18 protein-coding genes are annotated in these 20791 nt (G+C 63.7%); 12 read left to right on the forward strand and 6 right to left on the reverse strand.

Annotated elements, in window-relative coordinates:
* The first annotated feature begins 231 nt into the window (after nt 1-231).
* Nucleotides 232-1212, forward strand: coding sequence for a magnesium transporter CorA family protein (locus ACELLULO517_RS04740; RefSeq protein WP_227306161.1), 981 nt, complete (start codon nt 232-234; stop codon nt 1210-1212).
* Between the two features lie 191 nt (nt 1213-1403).
* Here the strand turns inward: ACELLULO517_RS04740 and ACELLULO517_RS04745 are convergent, their stop codons facing one another.
* Nucleotides 1404-2258, reverse strand: coding sequence for a GDSL-type esterase/lipase family protein (locus tag ACELLULO517_RS04745; RefSeq protein WP_227306162.1), 855 nt, complete (start codon nt 2256-2258; stop codon nt 1404-1406).
* 11 nt (nt 2259-2269) lie between these two features.
* On the reverse strand, nt 2270-3112 hold the full coding sequence (locus ACELLULO517_RS04750) for an undecaprenyl-diphosphate phosphatase (protein WP_227306163.1): 843 nt from the start codon (nt 3110-3112) through the stop codon (nt 2270-2272).
* An 80-nt stretch (nt 3113-3192) separates the two neighbouring features.
* On the opposite strand from ACELLULO517_RS04750, the gene ACELLULO517_RS04755 reads away from it, so the two are divergent.
* From ACELLULO517_RS04755 to typA, 3 genes are all read left to right on the forward strand, one after another.
* A complete protein-coding gene (locus tag ACELLULO517_RS04755; protein ID WP_227306164.1) occupies nt 3193-4461 on the forward strand; it encodes an RsmB/NOP family class I SAM-dependent RNA methyltransferase in 1269 nt (422 codons plus the stop codon).
* A gap of 232 nt (nt 4462-4693) precedes the next feature.
* Nucleotides 4694-4891 carry a hypothetical protein gene (locus tag ACELLULO517_RS04760; RefSeq protein WP_227306165.1) on the forward strand — a complete coding sequence of 66 codons (198 nt, stop codon included), beginning with the start codon at nt 4694-4696 and terminating at the stop codon, nt 4889-4891.
* A 298-nt stretch (nt 4892-5189) separates the two neighbouring features.
* The gene (gene typA / locus ACELLULO517_RS04765; protein WP_227306166.1) at nt 5190-7019 is read left to right on the forward strand and encodes a translational GTPase TypA; all 1830 of its coding nucleotides are present in this window, start codon (nt 5190-5192) and stop codon (nt 7017-7019) included.
* A 51-nt stretch (nt 7020-7070) separates the two neighbouring features.
* Here typA and soxR read toward each other — a convergent pair whose 3' ends face one another.
* The gene (soxR, locus tag ACELLULO517_RS04770; RefSeq protein ID WP_227306167.1) at nt 7071-7523 is read right to left on the reverse strand and encodes a redox-sensitive transcriptional activator SoxR; all 453 of its coding nucleotides are present in this window, start codon (nt 7521-7523) and stop codon (nt 7071-7073) included.
* Nucleotides 7524-7596: 73 nt separating this feature from the next.
* On the opposite strand from soxR, the gene ACELLULO517_RS04775 reads away from it, so the two are divergent.
* Nucleotides 7597-9024, forward strand: coding sequence for an MFS transporter (locus ACELLULO517_RS04775; protein WP_227306168.1), 1428 nt, complete (start codon nt 7597-7599; stop codon nt 9022-9024).
* On the opposite strand, the gene ACELLULO517_RS04780 is transcribed toward ACELLULO517_RS04775, so the two are convergent.
* Genes ACELLULO517_RS04780 through ACELLULO517_RS04790 form a run of 3 tightly spaced genes read right to left on the reverse strand, consistent with a single transcriptional unit; the run spans nt 8987 to nt 10571 of the window.
* The gene (locus ACELLULO517_RS04780; RefSeq protein ID WP_227306169.1) at nt 8987-9505 is read right to left on the reverse strand and encodes a GNAT family N-acetyltransferase; all 519 of its coding nucleotides are present in this window, start codon (nt 9503-9505) and stop codon (nt 8987-8989) included. The two genes, ACELLULO517_RS04775 and ACELLULO517_RS04780, sit on opposite strands and share 38 nt — an antisense overlap.
* Before the next feature lie 2 nt (nt 9506-9507).
* On the reverse strand, nt 9508-10083 hold the full coding sequence (locus ACELLULO517_RS04785) for a helix-turn-helix domain-containing protein (RefSeq protein ID WP_227306170.1): 576 nt from the start codon (nt 10081-10083) through the stop codon (nt 9508-9510).
* Nucleotides 10080-10571, reverse strand: a complete 492-nt coding sequence (locus ACELLULO517_RS04790; RefSeq protein WP_227306171.1) for a GNAT family N-acetyltransferase — start codon at nt 10569-10571, stop codon at nt 10080-10082. The genes ACELLULO517_RS04785 and ACELLULO517_RS04790 overlap by 4 nt, the downstream gene beginning before the upstream one ends.
* A 159-nt stretch (nt 10572-10730) precedes the next feature.
* On the opposite strand from ACELLULO517_RS04790, the gene ACELLULO517_RS04795 reads away from it, so the two are divergent.
* The 7 genes from ACELLULO517_RS04795 (at nt 10731) to ACELLULO517_RS04825 (ending at nt 20784) form a co-directional block, all read left to right on the forward strand.
* Nucleotides 10731-11342 carry a TetR/AcrR family transcriptional regulator gene (locus ACELLULO517_RS04795; protein WP_227306172.1) on the forward strand — a complete coding sequence of 204 codons (612 nt, stop codon included), beginning with the start codon at nt 10731-10733 and terminating at the stop codon, nt 11340-11342.
* 83 nt (nt 11343-11425) lie between these two features.
* Complete coding sequence (locus tag ACELLULO517_RS04800) at nt 11426-12541, forward strand: efflux RND transporter periplasmic adaptor subunit (RefSeq protein ID WP_227306173.1); 1116 nt, start codon at nt 11426-11428, stop codon at nt 12539-12541.
* A gap of 20 nt (nt 12542-12561) precedes the next feature.
* On the forward strand, nt 12562-15708 hold the full coding sequence (locus tag ACELLULO517_RS04805; RefSeq protein WP_227306174.1) for an efflux RND transporter permease subunit: 3147 nt from the start codon (nt 12562-12564) through the stop codon (nt 15706-15708).
* Nucleotides 15709-15710: 2 nt separating this feature from the next.
* A complete protein-coding gene (locus tag ACELLULO517_RS04810) occupies nt 15711-17138 on the forward strand; it encodes an efflux transporter outer membrane subunit (RefSeq protein ID WP_227306175.1) in 1428 nt (475 codons plus the stop codon).
* Nucleotides 17139-18012: 874 nt separating this feature from the next.
* Nucleotides 18013-19329, forward strand: coding sequence for an AmpG family muropeptide MFS transporter (locus tag ACELLULO517_RS04815; protein WP_227306176.1), 1317 nt, complete (start codon nt 18013-18015; stop codon nt 19327-19329).
* Complete coding sequence (locus ACELLULO517_RS04820; protein WP_406566238.1) at nt 19329-20039, forward strand: CoA transferase subunit A; 711 nt, start codon at nt 19329-19331, stop codon at nt 20037-20039. Before ACELLULO517_RS04815 ends, ACELLULO517_RS04820 begins: the two co-directional genes overlap by 1 nt.
* A 94-nt stretch (nt 20040-20133) precedes the next feature.
* Complete coding sequence (locus tag ACELLULO517_RS04825; RefSeq protein WP_227306177.1) at nt 20134-20784, forward strand: CoA transferase subunit B; 651 nt, start codon at nt 20134-20136, stop codon at nt 20782-20784.
* Nucleotides 20785-20791: the final 7 nt, after the last annotated feature.

The following is a 20791-nucleotide window of genomic DNA, read 5'->3' on the forward strand; positions in this document are numbered from 1 at the left end:
CTAGGCGCCTGCTTATTCAGCTTGTGACAAGATCCAGCGACAGGCCTTTGCACTGTCACCAGGCAAGCCATATGCGGGGGCCTTGCCCGGCCGAAAGCCGTTTTGGTGGTGCCTATCCGACATTGCGACCATGATTTCTGCCGCCTGTGACACCAATTTGTCACCTGCCACCTTGCCCGCGCTAGGCTAAGGCCGCTCGGCCTTCGGTTTTCTCTGTTTAAGGACGTCTCTATGCTGGGTGCCTATGCCGCGCGCGAAGGGATTCCCCTCTGTGACTTTCCCGCCGAGGGCGATCTGTCGCAGGCACAATGGATAGACCTGCTCAACCCGACCGATGAGGAAAAGGCCAGGGTCCAAGCAGCGACCGGCCTGGAGGTTTCGACCGAAGACGAACTCAGTGAGATCGAGACATCAAGCCGGCTCTTCTATGATGGCACCGCGATCTATCTCAGCATGCCGCTGGTCGCCAAAATGGATGGCATGCCGGCCGATGTCCGCCCCATCGGCTTCATCCTCAATCGCGAGAAGCTGGTCACCATCCGCTTCAACCGCAGCCGCGCCTTCCATAATTTCCTGGAGACGCAGCATCGCAAGCCGATGGAATCGGGCGAGCCGATCGACATTTTCCTGTCCCTGCTGGAAGCCATCAGCGATCGGATGTCCGACTTGCTTGAGAATATGCGCGACGAGTTGGATGCGGTCTCGAAGCAGATCTTCAGCGATGCCGGCGCCGGCCCCAAGCACGGGCGCAGGCTGGACAATGAGCTGCAAAGCGTCCTGAAACGCCTGGGCCGCGCCGCCGATCTGATGTCCAGCATTCGTGACAGCCTGCTCGGCGTCGGCCGTATCCTGCCCTATGTTGGGCAGATCGCCGCGACCTGGATCGACCGCGAGAATCGCGAGCGGCTGAAGTCGCTGCGGCAGGACATCACCTCCCTCAGCGACTATGATGGTCATCTCAACAACAAGCTGCAGTTCCTGCTGGATGCGACGCTTGGCCTGATCAACAACGCGCAGAACAACATCATCAAGGTTCTGACCGTCGTCTCGGTCGTCGGTGTGCCGCCGACGCTGATTGCCAGCATCTACGGCATGAATTTCAAGGATATTCCGGAGCTGAACTGGACCTATGGCTATCCGTACGGGATCGCCATGATTGTCCTATCCGCCGTGCTGCCGCTGATTTGGTTCAAGGTCCGCGGCTGGCTTTAAGCCGTCTGATTAGTTGGCAATGCCCCCAAATCTGTCATGCGCGGCTTCATGCCGCGCATCGACCCTTGCGTGCAGGCAAGCGGCCGTCTGGGCGCCTCGGCGGGTAGGTCCGCGCAACAAGTTCGCGGATGACGAATTATCTATTGAAACCTGACAGGCTTTAATCCGGGAGCGCGGCCCCAAGCGGTCGGTCAGCCGGCCGGCACGCGCCGGTGATCGCGGTCGGCCATCAGCTTGTGCAATACCGGCTCGATCGTTTCCGCGATCAGGGCCATGCCCTGCGCGTCCGGGTGCAGGGCGATGCTGTTCACGGTCGCCGTAGTCAGGCCCGCCGCGTGGCTCGCCATCACCGCCTGATGCGGGTCGAGATAAAGCCCGCGGTTCACGCGGCCGTCACGGTAGAAAAGATTGCCCACATTCATGAAGGTGACAAAGGGCCGGTCGCGATAGGACGCGGCCAGCATGGCGTTCACCGCCGCCGTATTCTCGGTAATCCAGGGCGAGCGCTCGCTGGGCAGCACCGCCAGCAGCAGGATCTGCGTATCGGGCAGCTTCGTGCGCAGGATATGGACGATGGCATTGATGCCCGCCAAGGTCTGGCTGGCATCCCAGTGAACATGGCCGAAATTATTCGCGCCGATCAGCAGCACCAGCGCGCGCGGGTTCAGCCCGGCGACCTCGCCATGATCCAGCCGCCAGATGACACTGGCGGTGGTATCGCCCCGGAAGCCCATATTGACGGCCTGACGGTCGCCGTAGAAGCGGTTCCAGACCGGGCGGTAATCGGCGAAGGGCTCAGGCCCCGCCAATTCCCAGTTCTGGGTGATCGAATCGCCCAGCCATATGAGATCGACATGGCCCTGCCGCACCCGCTCCAGGCTGCGGTCGAATCGCTCCCGCCACCAGGGCAGCTCGGACCGGCCGATCGGCGCGGTCGCAAGATCCACGGCAAGCGTCGCCGGTTTCACGCCGGGCTCCGCGGCTGTCGCCGGAGCGGCAAAGGCCAGAGGCAGAAGCAGGCTGGCTGCGAGAATCCACCGTTTCATGAGACGAGTCTTTAACCTGCAATGACGAGGAAGCCTGCGGATAGCACACCCGCGACGATGCAGTAGATGGCGAAGGGTGTCATGGCCCAGTTCTGATGGCCACGGAACCAGCGCATCAGGAAGGCGGTGCTGGCCAGCGCCGTGACGCCGGCGACGACGGCCGCGATCACGGCCAGGCTCATCGTGCCTTGGGCCGCATGGTCATGCATCAGCTTCGGCACTTCCAGCACTGCCGCCGCGACGATCACCGGCAGGGCGATGAGGAAGGAAAAATGCGCCGAATCTTCATGATCCAGCCCGCGCAGCACGCCGCCGAGGATGGAGGCACCCGAGCGTGACATGCCGGGGATCAGCGCCAGGCACTGCCAGCAGCCGATGATGAAGGCGTCGCGGGCGCCGAGCTTCGACAGCGGCAGCGTGCTGGCTTTGCTGCCCTTCAGCTTCTCGCCGACCAGCAGCACCAGACCGTTCACGACGAGGAAGATCGCGGCGATCAGCGGAGTCGCAAAGACGCGGCGCAGCAGATGCTCCAACCCGCCGCCGAGGATGACGACCGGAATGGTGGCAATGACGATCAGCAGGAACACCCGCCGCGCCTCGGCCACCTCATGTGCCGAGCCGATACCGATGAGGCCGCGCAGGATCGCCAGCCAGTCGCGCCAGAAGAAGCCAAGCAAAGCGAGCGCGGTGCCGACATGCAGCATGACCAGAAAGGGCAGGAAATTGTCGCCGTGCTGGTCGAGATTCCAATGGAGAAGGGCCGGCAGGATGACCGCATGGCCCAGGCTGCTGACCGGGAAAAGTTCGGTCGCCCCCTGCACGACGGCAATGACGATCGCTTGTATCGGGTCCATGCTCAGCCTTCTCCTCAGGGCCGGTCTTCATAGCGCGCTTCGCACAGGTCGCAATCATCAGAACGCGGTATAGGCAGGCTGTGAAGCACGACGATAATATCTCCCCCCTCGCCTCCGATCCCACGCGTTCGGCTGCCCTTTCTCTCCTGTCAGCGGTGCTGGACCGGCACCGCTCGTTGGAGGATGGGCTCGATTCGCTGCCGCCGATGGACGCGCGCGACAAGGCCGCCGCCCACCGGCTGGCCGCGACCGCGCTGCGTCGCCGCGGCACCATCGATACGGTGCTGGACCCTTATCTGAAGCGCGTGCCGCCGGATCTGGTCATGCATGTGCTGCGCCTGGGCGCGGCCGGGCTGCTGTTTCTGGACACGCCGGCCCATGCCGCCGTCGCCACGGCGGTCGGGCTTGCGCGCGCGCGAAAACTTGAAAAATTCGCAGGCTTGGTGAATGCGGTGCTGCGCCGCGTCTCGGAGAACGGACAGGCCGCGCTGGAGGAATTGGACGGGCCGCGCCTGGATACGCCGCCCTGGCTTTGGACCGGCTGGGGCAAGGACGCCCGCGATATCGCAGTCGCCCATCAGACGGAAGCGCCGCTCGATATCACGCTGATGCCGGGAGAGCCGGTGCCCGAAGGCGGCGATCTGCTGCCGACCGGGTCGGTCCGCTTCCCGGCCGGCACGCGCGTCGCCGATATTCCGGCCTTCGTTGCCGGTCGCGCCTGGGTGCAGGATGCCGCCGCCGCCCTGCCCGCGCGCATTCTGAACGCCCAGCCGGGCGAATATGTCGCCGATCTTTGCGCGGCCCCCGGTGGCAAGACAGCGCAGATGGCCGCTGCCGGCGCCCGCGTGACCGCGATCGAACTGATGTCGGCCCGCGTGCCCCGCCTGACCGGCAATCTGGAACGCCTGGGCCTGACGGCCGAGATCATCACCGGCGACGCCGCGACCTGGAAGCCGGACGGCAAGCTGGACGCCATCCTGCTCGACGCGCCCTGCAGTGCGACAGGCACCATCCGGCGCCATCCGGACGTGCCTTATCTGAAGCAGCAGGGCGATATGATGAGCCTGGCCGCGACCCAGGACCGGTTGCTGACGGCGGCCATCGGCATGCTGCAGCCCGGCGGGCGGCTGATCTACGCCGTCTGCTCGCTGCAGCCGCAGGAAGGGCCGGACCGGATCGCCGCCGCGCTCAGCTGGCTGCCGGTGAAGATCGACCCGATCCGGCGGTCCGAGATTCCGGGATTGGAATTCGCTGTGACGCGCGACGGTTTTGTTCGCACACATCCCGGGCTTTGGGGGGATCTGGGCGGGTTGGACGGCTTCTTCATCGCCCGCTTGCGCCGTCTGTAAGCATAAGCCCGTCAGCGGGTTGAAGACTGTGGCGGAGGATTGTGACGCAAGCATGGCGGATACTGTGTCATTTTCGCTCACGCCACCGTGAAAGTCCTTAGAAATGAAGGATTTCCGGGGCCAATCAGTTGTTAAAACAACAACAAAGCAGGTATCGGCTTTTTATGCATCGCATGGGCGGTGAGATTAGGTAGTCTGTCTGAGCAAATGTTTTGTCAGGAGACCATTTCCCATGGCTTATCGTTCGGACGATCATCGTAACGCCGATCACGGCGAGGCGGTATCGCTGACCGTGACCGCAGACGAAGCCCGCGCTATCGACAGCTGGTCTGCCGCCCATCATATCGGCGACCGCTCCGAGGCCATTCATCGTCTGGTGAGCCTGGCGCTCGACGCGCATTCCGAGCACGACGACGTCAGCTTCCGCTGAGGTCTGCTCGGTTTGGCTTAGGTTTGAGTTGCGGCCTTTATAGGGTGCTGGCGGCCTGAGCCGCCTTGGCCGCATGGCGCCCGCCTGCCTGACGCGGGCAGAGCCGTTTCTTTATTCTCGCCACCGCGCACAAGTTCAGTTATCTGTGCGCCGCAACAAAAGCGCCCTGCCTCTGGCGGCTATCCGCCACCGGCGGGGCGTTTAACGTACGTCACACGCCTATACGTCTTCGTATCAGGTATGTGCCGGACCGCTGACACTATCGGGCTCATTACCGGGTCCAGAACCGGAAGACGTCATGGACATTCGCAATATCGCCATCATCGCCCACGTCGATCATGGGAAAACCACGCTTGTCGACGCGCTGCTGAAGCAGTCGGGCGCCTTCCGTGAGCACCAGCAGGTGGCCGAGCGCGCGCTCGACCGTAATGATCTGGAACGTGAGCGCGGCATCACCATCCTTGCCAAATGCACGAGCGTCATCTGGAAGGACGTCCGTCTGAACATCATCGATACCCCGGGCCATGCCGATTTCGGCGGCGAGGTCGAGCGTATCCTGAGCATGGTGGACGGCGCGATCCTGCTGGTCGATTCGGCCGAAGGCGTGCTGCCGCAGACCAAGTTCGTGCTCGGCAAGGCCCTGGCCCGCGGCATTCGCCCGATCGTCGTCGTCAACAAGATCGACCGTGGCGATGCCCGCCCCGACGAAGTCCATAACGAGGTTTTCGATCTCTTCGCCGCGCTCGACGCGAACGAGGATCAGCTCGACTTCCCGACGCTGTTCGCGTCCGGCCGTCAGGGCTGGGCCGATCTTGAGGTTGAAGGCGCGCGTAAGGATCTGGCGCCGATGTTCGACCTCATCATCAGCCATGTGCCGGCGCCGAAGGTTGACCTTGAAGCGCCCTTCGCGATGCTCGCCTCCATCCTCGACTACGACAACTTCCTCGGCCGCGTGCTGACCGGTCGTGTCGAGCAGGGTCGCGCCCGCCTCAACATGCCGCTGAAGGTGCTGCGCGCCGACGGCACGGTGGTCGAGACCGGCCGCCTGACCAAGCTGATGTCCTTCAACGGCCTTGACCGCGTCCCGGTCGAGGAAGCGCAGGCAGGCGATATCATCGCCATCGCCGGCCTGACGGACGCCACCATCCCCGATACGCTCGGCGCGCCGGAACTGACGACGCCGATCCAGGCGATCCCGGTCGATCCGCCGACCTTGTCCATGACCTTCCGCGTCAATGACGGCCCGCTCGGCGGCCGTGAAGGCAAGAAGGTGACGTCGCGCCAGATCCGTGATCGTCTGTTGTTCGAAATTCAGGGCAATGTCGCGCTGAAGGTCACCATCAGCAGCGAGACGGACGCGTTCGAAGTCGCGGGCCGTGGCGAACTCCAGCTCGGCGTGCTGATCGAGACGATGCGCCGCGAAGGCTTTGAGATGACCATCGGTCGTCCCCGCGTGCTGACGCGCATCAACGAAGAGACCGGCGAGCGCGAAGAGCCGATGGAAGACGTGCTGGCCGATGTCGACGAGCCCTATACCGGCGTCGTCGTCGAGAAGCTGAGCCGCCGCAAGGGTCAGCTGCAGGACATGCGTCCCTCGGGTGGCGGCAAAGTTCGCCTCACCTTCCGCATGCCGAGCCGTGGCCTGATCGGCTATCACAGCGAATTCCTGACCGACACACGCGGTTCGGGCATCATGAACCGCATGTTCGCGGGCTACGGCCCCTGGACCGGTGCGATCGAAGGCCGCCGCAATGGCAGCCTGATCTCGAACCTCGACGGCGAAGCGGTGCAGTATTCGCTTTGGTATCTGCAGGAGCGCGGCACGCTCTTCGTCGATCCGGGCGACAAGGTCTATACGGGCATGATCGTGGGCGAGCACAGCCGCGAGAATGATCTCGACGTGAACGTCATCAAGGAAAAGAAGCTCACCAATATCCGTGCCGCCGGCAAGGATGACGCGATGCTTCTGATCCCGCCGCGCCGCATGTCCCTGGAACAGGCGATTGCCTATGTCGAGGACGATGAGCTGGTCGAAGTCACGCCCACCGCCGTTCGTATCCGCAAGCGCCATCTGGACCCCAATGCGCGCAAGCGCGCCGATCGGTCGTCCGACACCAGCGCCGCGTAATCCTACCGACGCCGAAAAGGGCCGCAGCGGGCAACCGCTGCGGCCCTTTTTTTATGCGCGGCGCTTGGCCGCCCGGCGCAGACGGACCGCGCCCTGGCCCGATGAGGCCAGAATATCCTCGCCGTTGAAGATCGCGCAGCGGTCCAGCGACAGGCAGCCGCAGCCGATGCAACCGTCCAGATCATCCCGCAGCCGCTGCATCAGCGCGATACGCCGGTCGAGATCGGCCGCCCAGCCGCGCGAAATCGCCTCCCAATCCTTTCGCGTCGGTGTCCGGCCGTCAGGCAGGGTCGCGAAGACCGCTTGCACCTCTGCCAGTCCGATCCCCAATTCCTGCGCCACCTGGATGAGTGCGAGGCGCCGCAGAACCTCACGGTCATAGCGGCGCTGGTTGCCCGCAGTCCGCAGGCTGCGGATCAACCCGCGTCGCTCGTAGAAATGGATGGCGGAGACCGCCAATCCGGTGCGGCTGGCGACGGCGCCCACGGTCAATTCCCCGGCCAAGACGAAACCCCCTTTACCTCAACCATAGTTGAGGTTGTAGCCGTCTCACCCAGATCAGGAAACGGGTGACGGGATGCGACGAACGGACGATGCCTGGGCTGAACTGCGACGCACCGGATTGCTCGGCCGCTTCATTCTCATCTGTCTCGGCGTCTGGCTGCATGCGGCCGATACGCTGGTGACCGCGACCATCCTGCCGAAGGTCGTCGCCGATATCGGCGGTGTCGATTACATGAGCTGGAATCTCGCGATCTACGAATGCGGTTCCATTCTCTCGGGTGCCGCCGCTGGCATGCTCTGCGGCAAGCGGGGCATCAAACAGGTGATGCTGCTGGGATCTGCATTGTACGGTTTCGGTTGTGTCATCGCTGCCTTGGCCGGAAGCATGGAGATGCTGCTGGTCGGCCGCCTGGCACAAGGGATCGGCGGCGGATTGCTTGTCACACTCAGCTATGTCGCGATTGAGCGATCCTTCCCGCAACATCTTTGGACGAAATTATTCGGCGTCGTCTCGGTCCTGTGGGGCGTGGGGTCGCTGCTCGGCCCATTGATCGGCGGAGTGCTGGCCGATGCCGGGCTGTGGCGCTTGGCCTTCGTCAGCTTCGCGGTCCAGGCCTTTCTTCTCTGGATCGCCGCCGCCCGTTGGCTGCCGGCTGATCGCCCGAACGGAAGGGATCGGGCCAGCTTTCCCTTTCGCCAGATACTGCTTCTGCTATTCGCGACCGCTTCGATCGCCGAGGCCGGCATCGCGCCGGGCCGCGCCCCGCCTGTCTTGCTCTGTGCGCTCGGGCTTCTGCTGCTTTACGGCGCGGCCCGCGTCGACAGGATCTCCGCAAACCCTTTGCTGCCGCAAGGGCTTTTAGCGATTCGGCGACCGCTCGGCGCTGGCCTGTTCATGGTCTTCGCCCTATCCGCCGGCACGACGGGCTTCGCGACCTACGGCCCGCTGCTGCTGACCGTCATCCTGGGCAAAAGCGCCCTCTTTTCCGGCTATATCCTGGCGGTGGAAGCCATCAGCTGGAGCCTGGCCACAATCACGATCGCTAACCTGCCCGTCTTCCGTGGAGGCTGGCTCATCCGTCTGGGCTGCCTTTGCATCCTCGGCGGCATCGGCGGCCTGTCGCTCGCCATCCCCGCCGGTTCTCTCCCCGGTATCATTGGCAGTGCCATGCCGCAGGGGGCGGGCTTCGGCCTGTGCTGGCCCGCGATCGTCGAGTGTATCATCGACCTCGCTGACCCGCAGGAACGCGCGCTCGCCGCCGGTGCCGCCAGCACCGTGCAGCGGATAGGCTATGCGGTGGGCGCGGCCGGGACCGGAATCGCCGCCCATGCGGCTGGATTGTCGGCCGATGTCACGCTGGCGACGGCGCGCAGCGTCGGGTTCTGGATCTTCGCGGGCTTCGCCCCGCTGCTGCTGGCGGGCCTCGTCTGTTGCTGGCGTTTCTCGGCCCAGGGTCGGGCGTCTATCCGATCCGCTTCCAGTAAAGCCTTGTCCCCGTAAGCCCGCCTTGGGGTTTGAGCGCGTAATCCGGAATCTCCCCCGCGAAGACGAAGCCTTGGCGTTCATACAGGCCGGCAGCGCCGCCATCGGTCGCGGTGTCCAGCATCAGATGGGTGCGGCCCTGTGCCGCTGCCTCCGCCTCCGCCGCGCGCAGCAGTGCGCAGGCGATGCCCTGGCCGCGATAGCGGAGGGCGACCATCATCTTCGCGATCTCTGCCCGATGCGGCTGATTTTCCGGCAGGCCGGTGACGAGGGTGGTGGTGCCGACGAGACTGTCCCCGTCAAAGGCGCCGAAGACCACACGCTCGCCCAGCGCCGCCGATGCGAGCGACCCCTGCCAGAACGCCCTCGCCTTTTCAAGCGAGAGGGGATGCATGAAGCTGACGGAGCCCCCCGCCGCCACGGTTTCCACCAGAATATCGGTCAGCATCCTCAGCGTGTCAGGTGAGGCAACAAGCGGCCGGATCTTGATCGTCGTCATGGTCAGCTCCGCATCAGAAAGACGGTATAGGTGCAAGGCTCCGTCGCCTCATTCGCGAAGGTCGCGTCCGCCGGAGGCCCGAAGGCCAGGCAATCGCCAGCCTTGAGGTCATGCCTGTCACTCGCCCCTTCGGTCAGAACCAGCGTGCCCGTCTGCACCATCAGCAATTGCCTTAGCCGGACGAAGGATGAGGCCGGCAGCGTGACGCGCTGCCCCGGCGGCATGGTGACCTGCACCAGTTCCAGCGGAAAATCCGATCGGCTGAAAATCTGCTGGCGCAGATAGCCCGTCTCCGGATCGCGCCACAGCGGCTGATCGGCCGCGCGCGATACGCGCCCCGTCGCCTGCTCGGCGCGCAGCAGAAGCCCGGCCAGCGTCAGGTCGAAGGCCGTCGCGAGTTTCAGCAGGCTCACCGCCGTCGGGCTCATCTCCTGGCGCTCGATCTTGCTGATGGTCGCCTTGGCGAGACCGGAGCGCTCGGCCAGATCGGCGAGCGACCATCCCCGCGCGTCCCGCTCCAGCCGCACCCGCTGGGCGATTCGCGCCTCGGTCTCGGCCTCCGTCGTTTGTCCGGTCACAGAATGCGCTGCATGAAGACAAGATCGAGCCAGCGGCCGAATTTGGTGCCGACTTCCTTCAGCGTGCCGGCGCGCTCGAAGCCCAGCTTCTCATGCAGACGCAGCGAGGCCGGATTGCCGGCGTCGATCCCGCCGATCATGACATGCTTGCCGAGGGTCCTTGCTTCATCGAAAAGCGGCGTGATGAGCGCGCACCCCAGGCCCTGGCCCCGGCAATCCTCACGAATATAGACGGAGTGCTCAACCGTCAGGCGAAAGCCCGGCCAAGGCCGGAAATCACCGAAGCTGGAAAAGCCCGCGATCCCGCCTGTTTTATCTTCCGCAACCAAAACGGGGTAGCCGAGCGCCCGTCGATCCGCATACCATTTCAAACGATTGTCGAGGCTCGCCTCCTCCTCGGTATAAACCGCGGCGGAGGTGCGAACGACGTCGTTATAAATAATGAGAATGCCGGGTAGATCGGCTTCGGAGGCAGGGCGGATGATCAAGAGCGATACTCCTCGGGGAAACGGCGCTGTCGTTTCCTATAAAAGACTATCGTCCATTATATTGATCGACTGTGCCGACGCAAGGCTGCTCTGGCCTGCGAGCCTGATTGACCATGATCAGGTGATGAATTACGTCATTCATCACTATGGTGTTCTGTAATGGCTCCCAAAGCTGAAACGCATCGTCTCATTCTCGAAAAAGCCAAGGAGCTTTTTTCGCGCTTCGGTCCCCACCGCACGACGGTGGCCGATATCGCGCGCGAGCTTCATATGTCTCCCGCGAATGTGTACAAGTTCTTCCAGACCAAGGACGCGCTTGTCGAAGCTGTCGGGGAACACTTCATGCGGGAACTGCATCTGCAGCTTCTGCCGATCATCCGCGCCGAGCAGAAGCCGGCCTGGATCAGGATTGAAGATGTCATTCGTGCGGTCAACCGACACTTCATCGATATGATTGAGACGAATGTTTCGCAACATGGCGCTCAATTTTTCCAAAACGTGATCGAGTTCACGATTATCAAGCGCGAAAAGCGATGGCGCTTCGTGGGTGAGTTCCTCCATTGCACACTGCGACTTGAACTTGCGAACCTCTTGCGCGAAGGTGTGGAGAAGGACGGCCTTCGTGTCGATGATGCATCAATGACTGCGACTGCCTTGCTGGACTGCCTCGCCTGTTCGATCGAACCTCTCATGCTGATCGGGATCGCCGCGGAAGCGGCTGAAGAGCGGCTGGAACGCCAGTTGCGCCTGCTCGCCCGAGCGGTCTCGTGATTTCATTTTTTTTGCCCAAAGGGTGACGAATGTTAAATTTTGTTACTTCTTCTTCGTCACGCAGCCTTGGGCTGCGGGCTGCCGTGAGCCTGTCTGCCATCGCGCTCGCGCTGTCCGCCTGTGACAAGAAGACCGCTGCCGCCCCGGCGCCTCCACCCCCTCAGGTGGGCTTCGTCACCATCAAGACGCAGCCGGTGACGCGCACCATCGAACTGCCCGGCCGGGCCGAGGCGGTGATGACGGCCGCCATCGAACCGCAGGTGACGGGCGTGCTGTTGAAACGTTTGTTTACGGAAGGCAGCGAGGTCAAGGCGGGGCAGCAGCTCTACCAGATCGACCCTTCGACCTATCAGGCGACCTATGACAGCGATAAGGCGACGCTGGCCTATGATCAGGCCTCCCTGGTCGCCGCCCGCGCGAAATCAGCCCGTTACCGGCCGCTGGCCCAGGCCCAGGCGGTCAGCGGCCAGGATTATGACGATGCGGTCGCCGCGACCAAGGAAGCCGAGGCCCAGATCCTGATCGCCAAGGCAGCGTTGGAACAGGCCAGCATCAATCTGACCTATACCAAGGTTCTGTCCCCGATCGACGGCCATATCGGCGCTTCCACTGTCACCCCCGGCGCGCTGGTGACGGCGAACCAGACGACGGCGCTGGCGACCGTCACCCAGCTCGACCCGATCTATATCGACGTCAACGAACCCGCGACCGCGCTGCTCAGCCTGGAAGCGGCGGCGGCGAGCGGACAGATCCAGATGGAGCCCGACGGCACCGCCCCGGTCTCCATCAAGCTCGATGACGGCAGCGCCTATCCCATTCAGGGCAAGCTGCAATTCGGCGAAGTGACGGTCAGCCCGACCACGGGCACCGTTCTGCTGCGGGCCCTGGTCGCCAATCCCAATCATATTCTGCTGCCCGGCATGTTCGTGCGTGGCGAATTGACGGAAGGCGTGGACGCCAAGGGTATTCTGGTGCCGCAGCAGGCCGTCTCCCACAACACAAAGGGCGACCCGACGGTCTTCCTGCTCGACAGCAGCAACAAGGCCCATCTCACCGTCATTCAGACCGGTGACGCCGTCGGCGCCAATTGGATCGTGACGAGCGGGTTGAAGGCTGGCGACCGCGTCGCCGTCGACGGGCTGCTCAGCGTTTCGGACAATGGGGCCGTCACGCCCGTCGACGAAACAGCCAAGTTCTGATCGGGGCGAGATAAGACACCGTGTCACGTTTCTTTATCAATCGCCCGGTCTTCGCCTGGGTCATCGGCATCGTCATCATGATGATGGGTGCCATCTCCATCATGCAGCTGCCGATTTCGCAGTTCCCCTCCATCGCACCGCCTGAAATCGCCATCACCGTGACCTATCCCGGCGCTTCCGCCGAGACCGTCGCGGATACCGTCATTCGGCCAATCCTTCAGGATATGACCGGCCTGGACGGCCTGGAATACGTGAACTCCCAGGCCCAGGCCAACGGCTCGATGGAAATCGACCTCACCTTCAAGCAGGGCACCGACCCTGACATTGCCCAGGTGCAGGTTCAGAACAAACTCTCGCTCGCGGAAGCCGTGCTGCCGACGGAGGTGACCCAGGAAGGCATCTCGGTCGTCAAGCAGTCGCGTAACTTCTTCCTCATCGTCAGCCTGGTTTCCACCGACGGCAGCATGGGTCAGCATGATCTTGCCGATTACATCGCATCCAACCTGGAAACGCCGCTGACGCAGATCACGGGTGTCGGCAACTACACGCTGTTCGGCTCCGAATACGCCATGCGCATCTGGGTCGATCCCGACAAGCTCTACAAATACGGCCTGACGATCGATGACGTGACGACGGCCATCGCCGCGCAGAACATCCAGGTCTCCTCGGGCGAATTGGGCGGCCTGCCGGCGGTCAAGGGTCAGCGCCTGGATGCGCTGATCGTGGGTCCGACGCGTTACACGGACCCGCAGCAGTTCAATAATATTCTACTCAAGGTCGAGACCGACGGCTCCCGCGTGCTGCTGAGCGATGTCGCATCCGTCGAACTCGGCGCGCAGAGCTACAGCGCGTCCGCGCTTTACAATAATGAGCCTGCTTCCGGTATCGGCCTGCAGCTGACGCCGGGTGCCAACCAGCTTGACGTCGAAAAAGCCGTGAAGGCCGAACTGGCCACGCTGCAGACGCGCTTCCCGCCTGGCATTCAGATGACCTACCCGATCGACAGCAAGCCCTACATCACGCTGTCGCTGGAAGACGTGGTGCAGACGCTGGCGGAAGCCATCGCCCTCGTCTTCGTCGTCATGCTCATCTTCCTGCAGAACTTCCGCGCGACGCTGATCCCGACGATCGCCGTGCCGATCGTGCTGCTGGGCACCTTCGGCGTGCTGAACGCACTCGGCTATTCCATCAATACGCTGACCATGCTGGCCATGGTCCTGGCCGTCGGCTTGCTCGTCGATGACGCGATCGTCGTCGTCGAAAACGTCGAGCGTTTGATGGAGGAAAAGAAGCTTTCGCCGCGAGAGGCCGCCATCGCGTCGATGGAGGAAATCTCCGGCGCGCTCGTCGGCATCGCCCTGGTGCTCTCGGCCGTGTTCCTGCCGATGGCCTTCTTCGGCGGCTCCACCGGCGTGATCTACCGCCAGTTCTCCATCACCATCATCTCGGCGATGTCGCTGTCGGTGCTGGTGGCTCTGATCCTGACGCCGGCGCTTTGCGGCACCATTCTGAAACCGCGCAAGAGCGACCCGATGGTGGGCCGCAGCCCAGCTGCCATCTTCAACCGTGGCTTCGAGCGGGCACGCAAAGGCTATGGCCGCGGCGTCAGCGGCATGATCCGCCGCTCGCCCATCACGATGTTCGTCTTCGCGCTCATCGTCGTCGGCGCCGGCTATCTGTTTACCCATATGCCGTCAGGCTTCCTGCCGAACGAGGATCAGGGGCTTCTGCTTGGCCAGGTTTCCATGCCGGCAGGTGCCACGGCGGAGCAAACCGGCGAACTCCTGCATGATGTGACCGCCTGGACGCTGGCGCATGAGAAAGGCACCGTACAGCTCGTCTTCACGGTGAATGGCTTCAACTTCGCCGGCCGCGCGCAGAACGCGGGCTTCGTCGCGATCCGCATGACGGATTGGAGCAAGCGCACAAGGCCAGACCAGACGCCGGGCGCCGTGGCGATGGCCATCAACAGGCATTTCTTTGGCAACCGGGATGGCCAGGTCTTCATCCTGGAACCGCCTGCGGTTCTGGAACTCGGCAATGCGTCGGGCTTCGATTTCGAGCTGCAGGATGCTGGCAATCTCGGTCATGATGCGCTCTATGCCGCGCGTAACCAGCTGCTCGGCATGGCCGCGAAAGACCCGTTGCTGATGGCGACCCGTCCCAACGGCCTGAACGACGCGCCGCAGTACCAACTCGATATCGATCGCGAGAAGGCCTCGGCCTATGGCGTCACGATCGCTGCCATCAACGACACCATCCAGGGGGCGCTCGCGTCCGACTACGTCAACCAGTTCATGCGCGGCGGTCGCGTGAAGCAGGTCTATGTCCAGGGTATCGACAGCGCCCGCATGCTGCCCTCGGATATCGGCAAGTGGTATGTCAACAACGCAACCGGCGGCATGGTGCCGCTCAGCACCTTCGTGACCGGCCATTGGGTCACGGGTCCGCAGAAGGTCGAGATCTATAACGGTCTGACCTCCTTCGAATTCCAGGGTGCGCCGGCACCAGGCGTTTCCTCCGGTGCCGCGATGGCCGAGATTACGAAGCTCGTCGCCAAGCTGCCCAAGGGCATCAGCTTCCAGTGGACCGGCTTGTCCTACGAACAGGTGCAGGCCGGATCGCAGACCGGACCGCTCTACGCGATCTCCGTCCTCGTCGTGCTGCTCTGTCTGGCGGCGCTGTATGAAAGCTGGCCGGTGCCCTTCGCCGTCATGCTCGTGGTGCCGCTGGGTCTCATCGGTACCATGGCGGCAACGGCGCTGCGTGGATTGGACAATGACGTCTACTTCCAGGTCGGCATGCTGACGACGGTCGGTCTGGCGGTGAAGAACGCCATTCTGATCGTGGAATTCGCCAAGCATTTCTACGACAGCGGCATGTCGCTGGTGGAATCGGCGCTGGAGGCTGCCCGCGAACGTCTGCGGCCGATCCTGATGACCTCCATCGCCTTCATCTGCGGCACCTTCCCGCTGGCGATCGCGACGGGGGCCGGTGCCTCCTCCCGTATCGCCATCGGCACCGCCGTGGTCGGCGGCATGCTGTCGGCGACCATCCTCGCCATCTTCTTCGTGCCTGTCTTCTTCGTCACCGTCCTCGGCCTGTTCCGCGTCAAGCCGCGGCCGATCGAGGGCAAGCACCATACGACCCCGGCGAAGGAGCATTGAGCATGAGCATTCGTCGCCTTGGATTGAGCAGCCTGCTGCTACTATCCGTTTCCGCCTGCAGTCTGATCCCGGACTATCACCGGCCGGACAGCTCGGTCGCACCCACCTGGCCGGCCGGTCCCGCCGGCCAGTCCGCCGGGGCGATCGGCGGGGCGACCGCCGGCGATCTCGGCTGGTCGCAATTCTTCACCGATCCGGTGGCGCAGGACCTCATCCGTCTCGCTTTGGAGAACAACCGCAACCTGCGCGTGGCCGCGCTGAACGTGCAAAGTGCGGAGGCACAGTACGGGGTCGACCGCGCGAGCCTTTTCCCGGCCATCGACGCCAATGCGGGGTATGAGGCGTCGAAGACGCCGGGTGACACCGTCGGCACGACAGGTCAGCAGAATGTCCGCGAATACAGCCTGGGCGCGGAAGCCTTGTCCTGGGAGCTGGACCTGTTCGGCGCGATCCGCAGCAAGGCGAAATCGGCCAAGGAAACCGCCTTCGCCAATGAGCAGACGGCGATCGGCACGCAGCTGACGCTGGAGGCCGAGGTCGTCTCGGAATATCTCGCCTGGCTCGCCGACCGCCAAAGCCTGGCGGTTGCGCAGGATACGGTAAAGAGCGAGGCGGATTCGGTGCGTCTGACCCAGCTTCTGCTGGCCAATGGCACCGACACCGCGCTGGACGAGGCGCAGGCCGAAGTCACGCTGCGCACCGCGCAGGCAAGTGTGGCGCAATATCAGCGCGCCGTCGCGGAAGACATGGACGAGCTGGTTCTGCTGGTCGGCGCGCCGATCCCCGGCGACGTCGAGCAGCGGATGGAGGCCGTGAATTTCCTCTCCGACGAACCCACCTTCCCGGCCCTGTCCGCCGGCGTGCCGTCCGATCTGCTGGCGCGGCGGCCGGATATCCGCGCGGCCGAGCACACCTTGCTTGCCGCCAATGCCAATGTCGGCGCGGCGCGGGCGGCGTTCTTCCCGTCGATCACGCTGACGGCGAGCGGCGGGCGGGCGAGCAGCGCGCTGAACAATCTGTTCGGTGCCGGCCAGGGTAGCTGGCTCTTCGAGCCGCAGGTCAGCGTGCCGATCTTCAACGCGGGGTCCAACTTCGCCAATCTCGACATCGCCAAGGTCGAGAAGCGGGTGGAGATCGCGGATTATCAGGAGACCATCCAGACGGCCTTCCATGATGTGTCCGACGCGCTGGTCTCCCGCGACACCTATGCCGACCAGATCGCGGCCCAGCAGGCCTTGGTCGCGGCGGATCAGAAGAACTACGATCTCTCCTCCATGCGCTTCAAGGCGGGGATCGATGCCTATCTGACGGTGCTGGTGGCCGAGGAATCGCTGTTCAGCGCCAAGCTGAACCTGATCGCCCTGCAGCTGTCCGAGCAGCAGAATCTGGTGACGCTCTACAAGGCCCTCGGCGGCGGCTGGAAGAGCTGAGCTTTCTCGACGATTGTTGCCTTCTACTTTTCGGGCGCTCTACTTTTGCCGCCTGCCACCTTCTTCGTCTTCCCCGGGCTTGTCCCGGGGACCTACCCGCTGCGGCGCCGCGACGCCGATGTGGCGCCTGGGCGGTTAGACCCGCGCAACAGGTGCGCGGGCGACGAAGAATAGGGAGATGCGGCGCTTTATCCGTAATCGTCTCTCGCTACTTTTGCCGCCCACGACCTCCCCTATCGTCTTCCCCGGGCTTGTCCCGGGGACCTATCCGCCGGGGCGCCACGACGCCGATGTGGCGCCGTAACGGGTAGACCCGCGCAACACGTGCGCGGGCGACGATGAATAGGGAGATGCGGCGCTTTATCCGCAATCGGCTCCCGCTACTTTTGCCGCGCACGGCCTCCCCTATCGTCTTCCCCGGCTTCATGCCGGGGATCTACCCGCTTGGGCGCCGCGACGCCGATGTGGCGCCTGAACGGGTAGACCCGCGCAACACGTGCGCGGGCGACGATGAATAGTTCTGTCGCGGCGATCAGATATCGCCTTGTCCAGACGCGCAACACGTGCGCGGGCGACGAAGAATAGGGAGATGCGGCGCTTTATCCGTAATCGTCCCTCGCTACTTTTGCCGCCCACGACCTCCCCTATCGTCTTCCCCGGCTTCATGCCGGGGATCTACCCGCCGGGGCGTCGCGACGCCGATATGGCGCCTGCACGGGTAGACCGGCGCAACACGTGCGCGGGCGACGGTAGGGGGCCGCGGGCGACGGTAGGAAGGTGCGGGCGTGGTGATGGCTTCGTGCTTGGGCGACGATAGGGGGTGTGAGCGACGGAAGCGCTTCCGGCTTTCACCCGGCCGTGACACCTTGGGCGGATGATCGAATCCGCGACCCTGCCCGCCGACACCCGCCCGACCTTCGCTGCCATGCTGGCCGATCCCAGGCTTTGGCTGATGATCGGCTTCGGCTTCGCCTCCGGCCTGCCCTTGCTGCTCTCAGGCTTTACGCTCCGCTATTGGCTGTCGGAGGGGAATGTCAGCCTCAAGCTGATCGGCCTGACCGCTGAAATCGGCCTCGCCTATTCCCTGAAATTCCTCTGGGCGCCGGTCTTCGATAATGGCGCGCCGGGCTTCCTGCGTCGCCTCGGCCGGCGTCGCGGCTGGCTGATGGCGGTGCAGCCGCTGCTCACTTTGTCCTGCCTGCTGATGGTGCTGGGCAACCCGACGGCCCCGGCCCTGCTCATCGTCTTCGCCGCCATCCTCGCCTTCTGCTCGGCCAGTCAGGACACCATCATCGACGCCTGGCGTATCGAGACCTTCCCGCAGGCGCGGCAAGGCACGGCGCTCGCCGGCTATGTCTGGGGCTATCGCGCGGCCATGCTGGTCTCGGGCTCCGGCGCCATCGCGCTGGTGGGGCATATCGGCTGGCATGGCGTCTTCGCGGTGATGGCCGCGCTGACGCTGATCGGACCCGTCGTCACGCTGTTGGCGCGGGAACCGGTGCCGGACGCGACCGTCGCCCATATGCTGGCGGGCCACACCTCCTTCGCGCAGCGCTTCGCGCGATCGGTGATCGAGCCGCTGCAGGAATTCATCCGCCGGCGCGGGGCGATCGTGATCCTGCTGTTCATCGTGCTGTTTCGCCTGGGCGAGGCTTTGGCCGGCACCATGCTGGTGCCCTTCTACCGGCATCTGGGCTTCGACCGCGTGCAGGTTGCCGTCGCCAATGGCCCGATCTCGCTCGCAGCCGTGCTGATCGGCGCGCTGCTCGGCGGCTGGCTGGTGGCGCGCATCGGCACCGGGCGCGCTTTGCTCATCACCGGCTGTTTTCAGACGCTGTGCATGTTCATGTATGTGCTGCTGTCCTATTCGGCCGGCAGCCACCACATGCTGACGGCGACGGCGGTGGTGGAATCCTTCGCGGAAGGCCTGGCCGATGCCGCCTTCCTTACCTACCTGTCGTCGCTCTGTTCGCTTGCGCATACCGCGACCCAATATGCGCTTCTGTCCTCGATCGCCGCCCTCGCGTCCCGCACCGTGGGCGGTCTGTCGGGCTTTATGGTGCCCACGCTCGGCTGGCACGGCTTCTACGTCATGACGGCGCTCGCAACGCTTCCCTCCATCGCGGTGATGGTCTACCTGCTGAAATACTATCCGCCGGAAAGGCGGGCATTAGACGGGAGAGTTAGCTGATGGCTTTGTCCAAGGTTCATGCCAGCGCCACGGAGGCCCTGGCCGGGCTCCTCCGCAACGACATGCTGATCCTGTCGGGCGGCTTCGGCCTTTGCGGTATCCCGAGCGCGCTGATCGCGGCCATCCGCGAAGCCGGCGTGACCGGCCTCACCATCGTTTCCAACAATGCCGGCGTCGACGGCGTGGGCCTGGGCGTGCTGCTGGAAACCAAGCAGGTCAAGAAAATGGTCTCCTCCTATGTGGGGGAGAACAAGCTGTTCATGCAGCAGTTCCTGGCGAACGAACTGGAAATCGAATTCAACCCGCAGGGCACCTTGGCCGAGCGTATTCGCGCCGGCGGCGCCGGCATTCCGGCCTTCTTCACCCGCACCGGCTATGGCACGGCGGTCGCCGAGGGCAAGGAGACGCGGGAGTTCGACGGCAATTGGTTTGTCATGGAACGCGGCATTTTCGGTGATCTGGCCGTCATCCACGCCTGGAAGGGCGATACCGAGGGCAACCTCATCTACCGCAAGACCGCGCGCAATTTTAATCCGATGATGGCTTCGGCTGCGAAGACAACGGTGGTCGAGGTCGAGGAATTGTATGAGCCCGGCACCTTCGACCCCGACCATATCATCACCCCCGGCATCTATGTGCAGCGGATCGTGAAGCTGGATGCGGTCGATAAGCGGATCGAGCAGCGCACCGTGCGCAAGCGCGCCGCTTAAAGTACAAAAGTTTTTTGGTTCTTTTTTTAAAAAAAGAACGGAGGCGCTTCTTTTTGAAAAAAGAAGCAAAAACTTTCGATCATGGAGACAGCCGATGCCCTGGACACGTGACGAGATGGCGGCCCGCGCCGCCCAGGAATTGCAGGATGGTTTCTACGTCAACCTCGGCATCGGCATCCCGACGCTGGTGGCGAATTTCATCCCCGACGGTATGCAGATCATCCTGCATAGCGAAAACGGCATGCTCGGCATGGGACCGTTTCCGTATGAGGGCGAGGAAGACGCCGACCTCATCAACGCCGGCAAGCAGACGGTGACGGAACTGCCGACGACCAGCTTCTTCGACAGCGCCGAAAGCTTCGCCATGATCCGTGGCGGACATATCAACCTCTCCATCCTCGGCGCGCTGCAGGTGGCCGAGAACGGCGACCTTGCGAACTGGATGGTGCCGGGCAAGATGGTCAAGGGCATGGGCGGTGCGATGGACCTTGTCGCCGGCGTCAAGCGCGTCGTCGTGCTGATGGAACATACCGCCAAGGGCGAGGCGAAAATCCTCAAGGAATGCACCCTGCCGCTGACCGGCAAGGGCGTGGTCGACCTTATCGTCACCGATCTCTGCGTCTTCGATGTCGGTCGTCCGGGACTGACGCTGGTCGATCTTGCGCCCGGCGTGACGGTGGAAGACGTGCGCGCAAAGACCGAAGCGCCCTTCGCCGTGCATACCAATCTCGCGAAAGCGGCCTGAACTTCCC

The sequence above is a fragment of the Acidisoma cellulosilyticum genome (genome assembly GCF_020621385.1).
Taxonomy (GTDB): domain Bacteria; phylum Pseudomonadota; class Alphaproteobacteria; order Acetobacterales; family Acetobacteraceae; genus Acidisoma; species Acidisoma cellulosilyticum.